The organism is Mesorhizobium sp. B1-1-1 (assembly GCF_006442955.1).
Classification (GTDB): Bacteria; Pseudomonadota; Alphaproteobacteria; order Rhizobiales; family Rhizobiaceae; genus Mesorhizobium.
In genome coordinates this window covers 1-13,532 of sequence record NZ_VFWW01000021.1, presented here as the reverse complement: position 1 = coordinate 13,532, position 13,532 = coordinate 1, and the positions used below count along the sequence as shown (strand labels likewise).

Here is a 13,532-nt window from a genome sequence, read left to right as displayed (position 1 = left end):
GAGTTCCGGGGCGCAAACAGGGAGACCCAGATGACCGAAGACCTTCTCATTCGCGATGTCAGGCCCTTGGGCGGCGCTGTCACGGACCTCTACATTCGCGACGGTCGGTTCGCGCAAGCAACCAGCGGGAAAGCGGCGCACGAAATCGACGGGCTTGGACAGGTTGCCCTGCCCGGCCTGGTCGAGGCGCACACGCATCTCGATAAGACGCTTGTCGGCATGGACTGGTTTCAGAACCGTGTGGGACCCACGCGCAACGACAGGATCCTGGCCGACAGGAAGGCCAAGCGGGAACTCGGCATCGATGCGCGCAGGCAATCGGCGCGTCAGATCGTGCAGACGCTGGCTTTCGGCGTGACGCATATCCGCAGCCATGTCGATGTGGATACGGAAATCGGCATTACCAACATCGAGGGTGTCGTTGCAACGCGCGAAGCCTTCAAGGGATTGGTCGACGTGCAGGTCGTCGCCTTCCCGCAAAGCGGCATGCTGGGACGCGAAGGCACGCAGGCGCTGATGGAGGACGCATTGAAGGCGGGGGCCGATATTGTCGGCGGCATCGACCCGGCAACGATCGAGCGGGATCCGGTTCGCCACCTGGATGCAATCTTCGCGCTCGCGGATCGATACGGCAAGCCGGTCGACATTCATCTGCACGAACCGGGAGAATTGGGCGCCTTCTGCCTTGAGCTGATCGTCGAACGGACCAAGGCGCTCTCCCTTCAGGGCCGCGTCATGGTGAGCCATGCCTATTGTCTCGGCATGCTGGACACGCATAGGCAGCACACGTTGATCGACGCGCTGGCGGCTGAAGACATCGCCGTCATGACGGTCGGCAGCCCATCCGCGCCGGCGGTTCCGCTGCGCATGATGCGCCAGTCCGGCCTCGTCGTGGCATCCGGTTCCGACGGCATCCAGGGCACCTGGGAGCCATGGGGCAATGGCGACATGCTGGAGCGGGCCAAATATCTTGCGCAGCGCAACGGCATGACCAACGATGCCGATCTGGAAGAGACGGCGCGCGTTTGCACCTTTGGCGGCGCGCAAGGTATCGGCCTGACGGATTATGGGCTTTCGCCCGGTTGCCACGGCGATGTCGTGCTGGTTTGCGCGCGGACCCTGGCGGAAGCCGTGGCCCTGACCCCACGGAAGCGCACGGTCATCCGCGGCGGCCGCGTGCTCGTGCGTGACGGTGCGCTGGCCCGAGATCTGCCCGATGTCGCATAGTCGTCGGACGAACCAGCGTGACGACGGACCTGTCCTGCTCACCGCGCGATGGGTTGTCGGCCACCGGGACGGGCGCCATGTCCTTCTGGAGAATGGCGAGGTCGTCCATGAGAACGGCAGGATCGTCTTCGTCGGCCATCGCTACGGCGGGCCTGTAAAGCGGCGGATCGATCATGGCAGGGCGCTGATCGGCCCGGGTTTCATCGATCTGGATGCGCTTTCGGACCTGGATACGGGCGTGCTCGGCCTCGATCATCAACCCGGCTGGAAGAAGGGCCGCGTCTGGCCGCGCGACTATGTGGAAGCCGGGCCGGTAGAAATGCTGGCGCGCGAGGAGCTGACGTTTCAAAAACACTATGCCTTCGCGCAACTCATCCGCAACGGCATCACTACTGCATTGCCGATCGCATCGCTGTTTTATCGTGCATGGAACGAGACATCGGACGAATTCGCATCCGCCGCCGAAAGCGCCGCAGAGTTGGGCCTTCGCGTCTATCTCGGGCCTGCCTTTCGCGCCGGCCATTCCGTCATCGAAGCGGATGGCGGCATCGTCGTCGAGGTGGACGAAGAGCGCGGCGCGGAGGGTCTGGACGGGGCCGTTGCCTTTTGCCTGGAGCACGAAGGGGGCTTCGGCGGATTGGTGCGAACCATGCTTGCACCGGACCGTGTCGAGTTCTGGACCGCCGACCTGTTGCGCAGGACCGCCAATGCCGCGCGAGACCTCGGCGTGCCGGTCCGTCTGCATTGCTGCCAGTCTTCATTCGAGATCGAGACAGTGCGTCGCCGGTTCGGCACGACATCCGCCCGCTGGCTCCAGGACATCGGCTTTCTCAGCGAAAGAGCGTTGTTGCCGCATGGCACCCACGCCGACGGCGATGATCTCGAAATCATCGCCGGTTCGGGTGCCACATTGGTGCATTGCCCGCTGGTGATGGCGCGGCATGGCGCGGCGCTCGACAATTTCGCCCGCCTTCGCGGCCAGGGTCTGCGCATCGGCATGGGCACGGACACCTGGCCACCCGACATGGTGCAGAACATGCAGGTCGGCCTGATGCTCGGCCGCGTCATGGCGGGCAATCTGGAGACGCCGAAATCAGCCGATCTCTATGACGCGGCAACGATTGGCGGCGCCGACGCGCTCGGCCGGTCGGACCTGGGACGTTTGCAGGCGGGAGCAGCCGCCGACATCGTCGTGTTCGACCTGTCCGGCAACCATCTGGGACAGGTCCTCGATCCGATCGCCTGCCTGACGACGTCCGCAAGCGGACGCGATGTGCCCACGGTCATCATTGACGGGCGCACCGTGATGAGCGCCCGAACCATTCCGGGTTTCGATCTCGATGCAGCCCACCAGCGCGCACAGGCCCAGTTCGAACGGCTTGTCCAGCGTTATCCGCAACGCACCTGGCGACATCCGACGGTCGCCGAGATTTTCCCTCCCAGCTATCGGATGTTCATGGCATGAGGGCTCCAGAAACGACACACAACGATTGGAATAAACCTTGATGGCACGCGAGCCGACGGCATTGGCCCTCGACGCCGGGCCGTTTGCATCTCTAAACTCCGGCTTTGCGGATGCTTTTCTTCTTGTGTGCTTGGATATGAATTTCAGGATCGGTCATGACAATCAACATTCGCAATAAAAATCCGAAATCCGCCGTATCCAAGTCCGACGCGGTCTATCGCACGTTGAAGCGCGTCATACTCGACCAGGCGCTGACCGCGGGAACAAAGCTGCCTGAGGATTCGATCGGCGAGCGGCTGGGCGTCAGCCGCACCATTGTCAGGCAGGCGCTGGCAAGGCTGAACGGCGAAGGCCTGGTCGAATTGCGCCCGCACAAGGGCGCCTGCGTCGCGCAGCCGAGCCTGGAGGAAGGCCACAATATATTCGAGGTGCGGCGGGCGCTTGAAGCGCTGGTGGTCGACACGCTGATCGGCAAGCTGACGCCGCAAAAGATCAAACAGCTCGAAGCTCATGTCGACGCGGAAGAGATGGCCAAAGCCAACAATGCCGCGTCGTCGATTCAGCTGGCCGGCGAATTTCATGTGCTGCTTGCCTCGCTCACCGGAAACGAACTGTTGCTGCGCTATGTCACGGAACTCGTTTCGCGTTCATCGCTCATCCTGTCGCTCTACGGACGGCCGCATTCGTCCGACTGTGCCGTATCCGAGCATCACGAGATCATTGCCGCCCTGGCCGCGGCCGACCGGAACAAGGCTGCTGCCTTGATGGACCATCATATTGATGCAATCACCACACGTGCACTGCTGAAAGCGAAACCCGAAAATGACTTTCCGGACCTTCTTGCTGCCTATGCGCGGGAGGAAGGGCTATGATTTATTGGATGAATGCCGAAGAGACGAGGAGTGACCCGAAAATGATCAGGACGAAGGTGATGTCAGGTTAAATCCGCCTCCTCATGCGGTCGTGGCGACCAGCACTTCGGTCGGCTGGAACTTCAACACATCGATCAGTCCGATGTCGGAGATGCGCAATTCCGGGATGACGACAAGCGCCAGCAGAGAGTGCTGCATATAGGCATTATTGAGGGCGCATCCGCAGGCAAGCATCGCCGCGATCAGGCCATTGGCTTCTTCTGCCACGATTTCGGCGCGCTGGTCAGACATCAGTCCGGCGATCGGCAGCTTGACAAGCGCAAGTTCGCGTCCTTCGCTGAACAGCACGACGCCGCCGCCGACCTGTCCCAGCCGATTCGCCGCCAGCGCCATGTCGTCCTTGTCGGTACCCACCACGATCATGTGATGACTGTCATGGGCGACGGTGCTGGCGATGGCGCATGGTTTGTCGTAACCGAAGCCGGAAACGAACGCGTTGATGACCTTTCCCGTGCCGTGATGCCGTTCCACCAGCGCGATCTGGCAGACGTCACCGGTCCGATCCATCTGAACGATACCATTCAAGACGCCGAGCGAAGCCTCCAGGGCACGGGTCGGTGCCTGGTTCTCGAGCACGCCGATGACCCGCGCCATGACCTGGTTCGCACCCTCGGGCGCCACGATGTCGAAGTCCGCCGCTGAGAGCTTCTTGCCCAAGCGAACCGTATCCTTGGTCGAGGCGGGATAGTCGTAGGGCGTGATGTCGGCGACGAGCTTGCCGTCGTTCGACACCACACAGCCGCGTGCGATGACGGTTTCGACCGGGAGTTCGGTGAGATCGGAGGTCAAAACCAGGTCGGCGCGCCGCCCGGGCGTTATCGAGCCAAGCTCACGCTCCATGCCGAAATGCTGAGCAGTATTCAGGGTGGCCATCTGAATCGCGGTGATCGGCTTTAATCCCTGGGCGATGGCATGGCGCACAACGCGGTTCATATGGCCGTCATTGACTAGTGTACCGGAATGGCTGTCGTCGGTACACAGCACGAAATTGCGCGAGTCCAGGCTGAGCTCGGTCAGCGCCTTGATCTGCGCGGCGACGTCGTACCAGGCGGAGCCAAGCCGTAACATGGCGCGCATGCCCTGGCGCACCCGCGCAACGCAGTCCGCCAGGCTGGTGCCTTCGTGATCGTCGGACGGACCGGCGGCGACATAGGCATGGAAGGGCAGACCGAGATCCTTCGAGGCATAGTGGCCGCCCACCGTCTTGCCTGCCGCCTGAGTGGCAGCGATCTCGGCCAGCATGTCGCCATTTCCGGCGACCACCCCAGGAAAGTTCATCATCTCGCCGAGGCCGACGATGTTCGGCCACGACATCGCCTCACGCACGTCGGTGGGACCGAGGCTGGCACCCGCGTTCTCGAGGCCCGGAGCGCTCGGCACGCAGCTCGGCATTTGCACGAACACATTGATCGGCAGTCCGGCAGCCTCGTCGTGCATCAGCTTGACGCCCGGCATGCCCAGAACGTTGGCGATCTCGTGCGGGTCGATGAACATCGAGGTGGTGCCATGCGGGATGACCGCACGCGCGAACTCGGTAACGGTAACCATGCCGCTCTCGACATGCATATGCGCATCGCACAGCCCCGGCAGCGCGTAGCGGCCCTCTCCGTCGATAATCTGCGTCTCGGGGCCCACGGCATGGTCGGCATTCGGGCCGACGAAGGCGAAGCGGCCGACCGCGATGGCAATGTCCGTCGCGGGGATGATCTCGCCCGAATGGACATTCACCCAGCGCACGTTCCGGACCACCATGTCGGCCGGCGTGCGTCCCATGGCGACATCAACCAACTGCGGCGCGCATTCGAACCAGCTCTGGATCATCTGTTGTTTTCTCCCCCGGCGCGCGCGCCCGCAAAGGGCCGCACGACCTCGACGCAATATCTTGGCGAACTGTAAGCGGCGCGCTGGCGGTAATAGTCCAGGCAGAAATCAAGGAAAACGGCGAACTTACGCGACACATACCGGCGTCGCATGTAGAGCAGATTGATTGGAACCAGTGGCGAGCGCCATTGCGGGAGCACCGGCACCAGATCGCCGTTCTTGCACTCGATCTCGGTGAAGAAGGCTGGCAGATAGACGATACCCTCGCCGGCTACGGCGAAGTATTTCAGCATCCAGTAGTCGTTCGCCATGCACTGCGCGGTCGGCATGAAGTCGACCGTTTCCGCGCCGCGCTCGAGATGCCAGGATTGCACGCCGCTCGGGCGGCGGAAGGCGACGGCCCCATGGCCCGCCAAGTCTGCGGGCGTCGACGGTTCCCCGAATTGCTCAATGTAGCGCGGGCTGGCGTAGAGACAGAAGGAAGCCTCCCCGAGCTTGCGAGCGATGTAGTCTGAGTTCGCCGGCTCGCCCCAATGGAATATGCCGTCGAAAGGCTGGTGCTTTTCGGGCGCCAGGAAATAGCCGAGCGAAAGGAAGATCACGTCGACATTCACCTGCGGATACTGTTGACGGAAGGCGAACAGCAGTTCCGAGGTGAAGGAAGTGCCGAACTCGCCGGTCGAGCCGATCGTCAGCGTGCCGGCGATATCGTGGCCCGCCTCGGCGATCGCCGCCTTGGCTCCTTCGCAACTTTCCTTGATGCGTTGCGCATGGTCGAGGAACTCGGCCCCGGCATCGCTCAAATGCAGTTCCCGACCGTCGCGCACAAACAGTGCGACACCGAGCGAATCCTCCAACGCGCGCACTTTGTGACTGAGGCTGGACTTGGGCAGTCCATACAGTTTCGCGGCGTGCGAGAGCGACTGCGCCTCCGCCACTTTGATAAAATAATCGATCGCTTCAAAATCCATCGATCGTCCAAGAATTTGAACGGTGCGTCCAGAACTAGCCAGAAACTGCCATTTGCATGGACGACCCTAATACGACAGGATCAGAGCGCGCAAGGTGGGATTTTTGGCGCAGACAAGCTTGGTCCCAAGCCCGAGCGAGGCCACACGAGCGGAGATGAATTTGTCCGACATACGCGAATTCATCCGTGCTGGTCGCGCCGAGCATAAATCGACTCTCATCGTCACCGGCGGCACACTAGTCAACGTCGCTTCGGGTGAGATCTATCCGGCCGACGTCGCCGTCTACAAGGATCGCATCGTCGCTGTCGGAGACGTCTCGGAGTACCGCGGCCCCGAGACCGAGATGATCGATGCTACTGGTTATTTCCTCTGCCCTGGCCTGATAGACGGCCACCTCCACGTTGAATGTTCCAAGATGTCGGTAACTAGCTTCGCCAAGGCGGTGGTGCCGCTCGGCACCACTTCGATTGTGTCGGGCCTCGACCAGATCCTCGTGGTGTCCGGCCTGGAAGGCGCCCGCGAATTCCTCGACGAGGCCAAGGCAACCCCTCTCAAGATCTTCTGGGGCGCACCATGCAAGACGCCCTACACACTGCCTCGCTCCAACGTCGGCTATTATTTCGGACCGGACGATCACCGCGCCACCCATTCCTGGCCGGAATGCGTCGGCATATGGGAGACGGTGCGCGAGTTCGTCGACACGATGGATGAGCACGTTCTGCAGGCGGTCGAGATCGCCGAAAAGAGCCGTCTGCCGATCCTCGGCTGCTCGCCGATGTGTCGCGGCAATCGATTGAACAGCTACCTGCAGGCCGGAGTGCGCTCCGACCACGAGAGCTACACGGCGGACGAGATGCTGGAGAAGCTGCGCAAAGGCATGCATGTCGTCATTCGCGAATCTTCGATCTCCCATTTTCTCGAAGAGAACCTGCGGATGGTCACCGAGATGGGAATAGCCGCGACGAGCCGGGTCAGCTTCTGCACCGATGACGTGGTCGCCTCGGATATCCTGGCCCGCGGCCACCTCGACAACATGATCCGCATGGCGGTCGCGATGGGAGTTCCGCCGCTCACCGCCATCCAGATGGCGACCATCAACGGCGCCGAGGCGCTGCGCATCGGCCAGAAGGTCGGCTCGATCTCGCCCGGGCTCGCCGCCGATATCCTGCTGGTCAAGGATATCGCGGATTTCCATGTCTCAGGTGTCATCGCGAAGGGCAAGCTGGCCGCCCGCGACGGCAAGCTCGTGGACGATCTTGCGCCGCCTGCCCGCAGCGCCGTTGTCACCAACACATTCAAGGTAGCGCCGGTTTCACAGAAAGACCTATTGGTGCGCGCGCCCGGAGCGGGCGACAAGGCGGCCGTGCTGGCGATCGCCGTTACGCCCGAGAGAATATTCGTACGCACGCGACGTGATGTCGTGCTCCCGGTCCGCGACGGCTATATAGACGCGGATCCATCACAGGACGTGCAGTATCTCACCGTCGTCGAACGCTACGGCCGCACTTCCCATCGGCCGGTCGCGTTCGCTTCAGGCTTCGGACTGCGCTCCGGCGCACTCGCCACTTCGACGGCGCCTGATGATAACAACATCGTTTGTGTGGGCACCAATCCCCACGACATGTCGTTGGCAATCAACCACATTATCGAGAACAATGGCGGCCAGGCGGTGGCGGACGGCGGTCGGATCGTGTCATTCCTGCCCCTGCCGATCGGCGGAATCGTATCGGACATTGATCCTCCAGAGATGGCGAAGAAAGAGCAGGAGCTCGACGCCGCCGCGCGCGCGCTCGGCTGTAGGCTGCCATGGCCTTTCATGTACATGTTCGTGCTGCAGATCACCGCGATACCCGATTTCGCGATAACCGATCTCGGCCTGATCGATTGCATAAACCTGACGGTGGTCGATCCGTTAAGCCGGCCTCATGACTGGGAACGCTAGAAAAGGGAGGGAACCATGCTGAAAAACCTTGTTGTCGCTGTTTCGCTCGTGGCCGCGACGTGGCTGTGGGGCGGCCGCGTACAAGCCGAAGAGCCGACCAAGCTCAGGATCGCCGGCATTCTTTCGGCGGGCAAGGAAGCACCGTGGGAATCATCCTTCGTGAGTTCCATGGACCGGATCATCGCCGCCAAGCCCCACGGCCTCGACATCGAGGTCAATTATACCGAGAACGTTTACGACAATGCCGAGCAGGTGTTCCGCACCTATGCCGAGACCGGCGACTACGACATCTTGTTCGGCGACACCGCCTATGCAGATGCGATCGAGAAGCTGAAGGACGAATTCCCCGATACGATGTTCGTCATGAGCGGTTCGGGCAATCGCGGACTCGGCGGCAATGCCTATTGGATATTCGTCCACGCGCACCAGCCTGCCTACGTGATGGGGCAACTGGCCGGCAAACTCACGAAGTCGAATGTCATCGGCGCCATCTCCACCTTCCCGGCCGAAGATACCAACGATCAGATCAATGCCTTCTTCACCGGCGCCAAGGAAGCGAACCCAAAGGTGAAACAGAAGATCACCTTCATCCAGTCCTGGTTCGATCCGGCTAAATCGAACGAGGCGACCTCGGCGCAGATCGCCGCCGGCGCGGACATGATCTACCAGATGTCGGGCGCCTTCGAGGTTTGCGAGGAGCGCGGCATAGGCTGCTTCGGCAATTATGTGGACATGTCGAAAGTGGCGCCGAAGTCGATCGTCGCCTCCACCATCGTCAAATGGGATCCGCACATTAATTGGATCATCGATGAATGGTGGAAGGCAAAGACCATGAACGCCAAATTCGACGCGCCGAAGGAACCAAGGTGGTTCAGCTGGCAGCAGGGTTCGGGCGACCTCATCCTCAATCCTGCCTGGGAAGCCAAAATGCCCGATGACGTAAAGGCGCTTGCGGCTGAAACGGCCAAGGCCATCCAGGGCGGCAAGAAGAAAATCGAGCTCAATGTGAACGAGCCGAAATCGGACTGACGCCGGAGGTGGTGCCGGGCCGATCCGAGATGAGCAAGATACCGCGCCTGTCGGTTCGGCACCTGACGAAGCGTTTCGCTGCGCTTGCCGCCAATGACGACGTCTCGCTCGACGTCATGCCCGGAGAATTGCATTGCTTGTTGGGGGAGAATGGCGCAGGCAAGTCGACACTGTCGTCCTGCCTCTACGGGCTCTACCAGCCAGACGCCGGCGAAATTCGGGTGGACGGCAAGACCGTCCAGCTAGGCTCGCCGGGCGAAGCCATCCGCGCCGGCATCGGTATGGTGCACCAGCATTTCGTCTTGGTGCCCAACTTCACTGTGCTGGAGAATGTGGCGGTAGGAACGGGCTCCGGCTGGCGGCTGGGCCGGGCTGAGGCTCTCTCCAGGATCGAGACGATCTGCTCCACCTACGGCATCTCGCTCAACCCACACCGGCACGTCGGCGACCTTTCCGTCGGCGAACAGCAATGGGTCGAGATCGTCAAGGCGCTCTACACTGGCGCCAGACTGCTTATCCTCGACGAACCGACGGCGGTGCTGACGCCCGAGGAATCGTGCCGCCTGTTTGCGATCGTGCGGCGGCTCACCAGTGAAGATCTGTCGGTCGTGCTGATCAGCCATAAGATGTCGGAAGTGATGCAATCCGACCGGGTCAGCGTGCTGCGCAAGGGCAGACTGGTCGGAACGGTCGTAACCTCGAACGTCAGCCGCGACCAACTCACCACCATGATGGTCGGCCGCTCCGTTGCGGCGCCGGCGCGCGCCGCAGATGCGAAAGCGACCGGCGAGACGGTGCTTTCGGTGCGTGGGCTCACGCACCTGCGCGATGGAAGGCCCGTGCTGGACAACGCATCGCTCGACATCGCAGCCGGCGAGATCGTCGGCATCGCCGGCGTTTCCGGGAATGGCCAAGATGAGCTGTTCGAGTGCCTCGCAGGCCTCGCCGCGCCCGACGGCGGCACGGTCTTGCTCGATGGCGAAACTCTGCAGGCGTACTCACCGGCGACGATTGCTGCGAAAGGCATTGGCTACGTGCCCAGCGACCGCTTCCGCGACGGGCTCGTTGCCGATCTCGATATCGGCGAGAATCTTGTACTCGGCCAACAATGGCAAACGCGCTGGCGCAATGGGCCATTTATCGACACCGCGGCGCTCGACGCAAATGCGCGCATGGTCATCGCTGCCTATTCGATTGCCGCAACCGGGCCGTCGTCACCCTCTCGCAAATTGTCTGGCGGCAACGCGCAGAAGGTCATCCTCGCCCGCGAGTTTGCCAAAGCGAAGCGGCTTCTGCTGTGCAACCAGCCGACGCGCGGACTCGATGTCGGCGCCATCGAATTCGTCTACCGACAACTCCTGCACAAGCGCGACGAAGGCTGCGCCATCCTGCTTGCGAGCGAGGAACTGGAGGATCTTTTCGCTCTCAGCAGTCGTATATGTGTGATGTTTCGCGGCCGCGTCCTTGCGGTGCGCGATACGGAAAAAACCACCTATGACGAAATCGGCAGCCTGATGGCCGGCCATGGGAGCGAGGCTGCGGCGTGACCGATTTCAACCTCGTGGAGTGGCGCCTCGAGCGCCGGCTGGAACCGCGGCCGACCGCGCGCATCGTTGCACTTGCTTTGGCGGCGATCGCGGCGGTTTTGGTTTGCAGTCTGCTTTTCGCCGCCGCGGGCGCCAGCCCGGGTGCCGCCTTCACGGCTCTCCTGAAAGGCAGCTTTGGCTCGTTGCGCGCCGCCGGCGAAACGCTGGTCAAGGCAACGCCCCTGATCTTCACCGGTCTTGCCGCCTGTGTCGCCTTCCGCGCGCGTATCTGGAACATTGGCGCCGAAGGCCAGGTTTTTGCCGGCGCCATGTTCGCTTATTGGGCGCAGCACAATCTCACCGGCTTTTCGCCTTTCATCCAAATTCCTGTGGTTATAGCCGGTGGCATTGTCGGCGGCGCACTCTATGCCGGCCTTGCGGGCGTGCTGAAGACCCGCTTCTCGGTCGATGAGGTGATCTCGACCGTCATGCTCAACTACATCATCGTCTATGTCCTTTCGCTGCTGCTGCTGCGCGGCCCATGGAGCGAGGCGGGCGCCTTCTTCGAACAGACGCCGAAGGTCGATCCGGGCTCGGTGCTTCCGTTGCTGTTTTCCGGTTCACGCCTGCATTCCGGCTTCCTGCTGGCGATTGTGGCGGCTGGCTTGGTTCACATGCTGTTGACGCGCACACCGCTGGGCTATGAGATCAAGGCTGCCGGGTCCAACATGCGCGCGCTCGATGTACAGGGCACCAATACTCGAAGGCTGGTCATAGTTGTGCTTCTGGTTTCCGGCGCGCTTGCGGGGCTCGCGGGGATCACGGAAGTCTACGGCGTCCATTACCGCCTGAAGGCAGGCGTAATAGCAGGTTACGGCTACAGCGGCATCATCGTGGCCATCCTCGGCCAATTGCATCCGCTTGGCGTCGTCGTTGCCTCGGTGCTGTTCGGAGCGTTGCTCAACGGCGCTACGCTCATGCAGATCAAGACCGGCGTGCCCTCGGCGCTGATATACGCCATCCAGGCGATCCTGCTTTTGTTCTTCCTAGCTGGCTGGGCAGCGTGCAATTTCCGCCTGCGGAGGGTCGGCCGTGCTTGACGCACTCTTTCAAACCTCAATCCTGGTCAGTGTGGCGGCGGCCACCATCCGCATCAGCACCCCGCTCCTGCTCGCCGCACTTGGCGAACTTATCGCCGAGCGCAGCGGCGTCTACAATATGGGTCTTGAGGGCATGATGCTGATGGGAGCCTTCACCGGCTATCTCGCCGCCTATGAAAGCGGGTCGTTATGGCTGGGCGTCCTCGCTGCCGGATTTACCGGCGCGCTGATGGCTCTCGTCTTTGCCGTGCTGGTGATCACGCTGAAAGTAGAGCAGATCGTCACCGGTCTTGCCGTCAACCTGCTCGGCGCCGGCCTTTCCACATACTGGTTGCGTTCCGCTTTCGCTGGCGACGGCAAGACGCCGACCATCCCCTTCTTCGCCGATGTGCCGGTGCCGGGGCTGAGCGATATTCCCGTGCTGGGCCCCATCCTGTTTGACCAGCGGGTGCTGACCTACATAGCCTTTCTGATGGTGCCGGCGGTATGGCTCTTCCTGTTCCGGACGCGTTATGGACTGATCGTGCGCTGCGCCGGCGACAATCCCAAGGCCCTCGATGTTAAGGGGGTAAAGGTCGCGCCGGTGCAATATGCCGCCGTGCTCTTCGGTGGCCTGATGGCGGGCGTTGCCGGCGCGTTTCTCTCCGTCGGCCAGGCGGCGCGTTTCGTGCCGGACATGACCAACGGGCGCGGCTGGCTGGCCATCATCATCGTCATCGCCGGCCTATGGCGCCCCTACCCGATTTGCGTGGCGGCTCTGGTGTTCTCCTTCCTCGACGCGCTGCAATTGCAAATCCAGGGCGTCGGTATCGCCATTCCCTACCAATATATGTTGATGATGCCTTATGTTGCGGCGATCGTTGCGTTGATGATCCGTCGCTCGCGGACCAGCGCACCGGCTATGCTGGGCGTGCCGTACAGGCGGGAATAGGACGGTCGGTTTTCATTCTGCTGCTGTAAGGCTGCCTGTACGTAGCTGCCATGCGGCATGGCCCAACCCGTGACCGCGGCAGCAAGCTTCCAGCAAGATCGACCGCTTTGGCGAAGCCGGTATTGTAGCCAACCCGCCCAGGCAGGGAGACCTGACCGTCAGTCACGGGACGTCACAGGGCAAGCAATTTGCCCCCCTGGAAATCTGGATCGTTGGAACTCGACTATCCCGCTGGTGGTTAGCCAGAAGGCTGCACAAGCCTCGCTCAGGAACGCCAGCCACCACTGCCGAAGTGACCTGAACTACGGAGCGTCGCCAGCAGGATGTTGGCTGCTCCGCGTTGATCAATCTTCGCTTGCTCACCAAGCGGAGACGCATTCCAGGCAGCCAATTCTGCCACCAAAAGAGCGATATCCCCGTCTACCGATGCGCATCTAAGTTGTCCGTTCTTCCCCATCACGATTATGGCTGTACCTATCACGCCATACCCAATCGCAGCTATCCGCTGAACCTAGAGCGTTTCATATCTTGACGGAAGCGTAGCCTGCGTTTTCGAAGTAGTTCCTGCATTCGGCTGCCTCGATTGTT

10 protein-coding genes are annotated in these 13,532 nt (G+C 61.8%); 8 read left to right on the top strand and 2 right to left on the bottom strand.

Going from position 1 to position 13,532, the window contains the following annotated elements:
* Positions 1-30 precede the first annotated feature (30 nt).
* The 3 genes from FJ986_RS29520 (at position 31) to FJ986_RS29510 (ending at position 3,564) form a co-directional block, all read left to right on the top strand.
* Positions 31-1,227, top strand: coding sequence for an amidohydrolase (locus tag FJ986_RS29520; protein ID WP_140676789.1), 1,197 nt, complete (start codon positions 31-33; stop codon positions 1,225-1,227).
* Positions 1,217-2,692 carry an amidohydrolase family protein gene (locus tag FJ986_RS29515; RefSeq protein ID WP_140676786.1) on the top strand — a complete coding sequence of 492 codons (1,476 nt, stop codon included), beginning with the start codon at positions 1,217-1,219 and terminating at the stop codon, positions 2,690-2,692. The genes FJ986_RS29520 and FJ986_RS29515 overlap by 11 nt, the downstream gene beginning before the upstream one ends.
* Positions 2,693-2,847: 155 nt before the next feature.
* The gene (locus FJ986_RS29510; RefSeq protein WP_140500714.1) at positions 2,848-3,564 is read left to right on the top strand and encodes a GntR family transcriptional regulator; all 717 of its coding nucleotides are present in this window, start codon (positions 2,848-2,850) and stop codon (positions 3,562-3,564) included.
* Between the two features lie 81 nt (positions 3,565-3,645).
* Here the strand turns inward: FJ986_RS29510 and ade are convergent, their stop codons facing one another.
* On the bottom strand, positions 3,646-5,445 hold the full coding sequence (ade, locus tag FJ986_RS29505) for an adenine deaminase (RefSeq protein WP_140676784.1): 1,800 nt from the start codon (positions 5,443-5,445) through the stop codon (positions 3,646-3,648).
* On the bottom strand, positions 5,442-6,416 hold the full coding sequence (locus FJ986_RS29500) for a LysR family transcriptional regulator (RefSeq protein WP_140518202.1): 975 nt from the start codon (positions 6,414-6,416) through the stop codon (positions 5,442-5,444). The genes ade and FJ986_RS29500 overlap by 4 nt, the downstream gene beginning before the upstream one ends.
* A gap of 160 nt (positions 6,417-6,576) precedes the next feature.
* On the opposite strand from FJ986_RS29500, the gene FJ986_RS29495 reads away from it, so the two are divergent.
* The 5 genes from FJ986_RS29495 to FJ986_RS29475 are packed head-to-tail and all read left to right on the top strand — an operon-like array spanning position 6,577 to position 12,944.
* The gene (locus tag FJ986_RS29495; RefSeq protein ID WP_140676781.1) at positions 6,577-8,358 is read left to right on the top strand and encodes an adenine deaminase; all 1,782 of its coding nucleotides are present in this window, start codon (positions 6,577-6,579) and stop codon (positions 8,356-8,358) included.
* 15 nt (positions 8,359-8,373) lie between these two features.
* The gene (locus FJ986_RS29490; protein ID WP_140676778.1) at positions 8,374-9,387 is read left to right on the top strand and encodes a BMP family protein; all 1,014 of its coding nucleotides are present in this window, start codon (positions 8,374-8,376) and stop codon (positions 9,385-9,387) included.
* A gap of 29 nt (positions 9,388-9,416) precedes the next feature.
* Positions 9,417-10,934, top strand: a complete 1,518-nt coding sequence (locus FJ986_RS29485; protein ID WP_140676775.1) for an ABC transporter ATP-binding protein — start codon at positions 9,417-9,419, stop codon at positions 10,932-10,934.
* The gene (locus tag FJ986_RS29480; RefSeq protein ID WP_224655856.1) at positions 10,931-12,013 is read left to right on the top strand and encodes an ABC transporter permease; all 1,083 of its coding nucleotides are present in this window, start codon (positions 10,931-10,933) and stop codon (positions 12,011-12,013) included. The genes FJ986_RS29485 and FJ986_RS29480 overlap by 4 nt, the downstream gene beginning before the upstream one ends.
* Entirely contained in the window at positions 12,006-12,944 is a 939-nt protein-coding gene (locus FJ986_RS29475; RefSeq protein ID WP_140560694.1) for an ABC transporter permease, read from the top strand. Before FJ986_RS29480 ends, FJ986_RS29475 begins: the two co-directional genes overlap by 8 nt.
* The last annotated feature ends 588 nt before the right edge of the window (positions 12,945-13,532 follow it).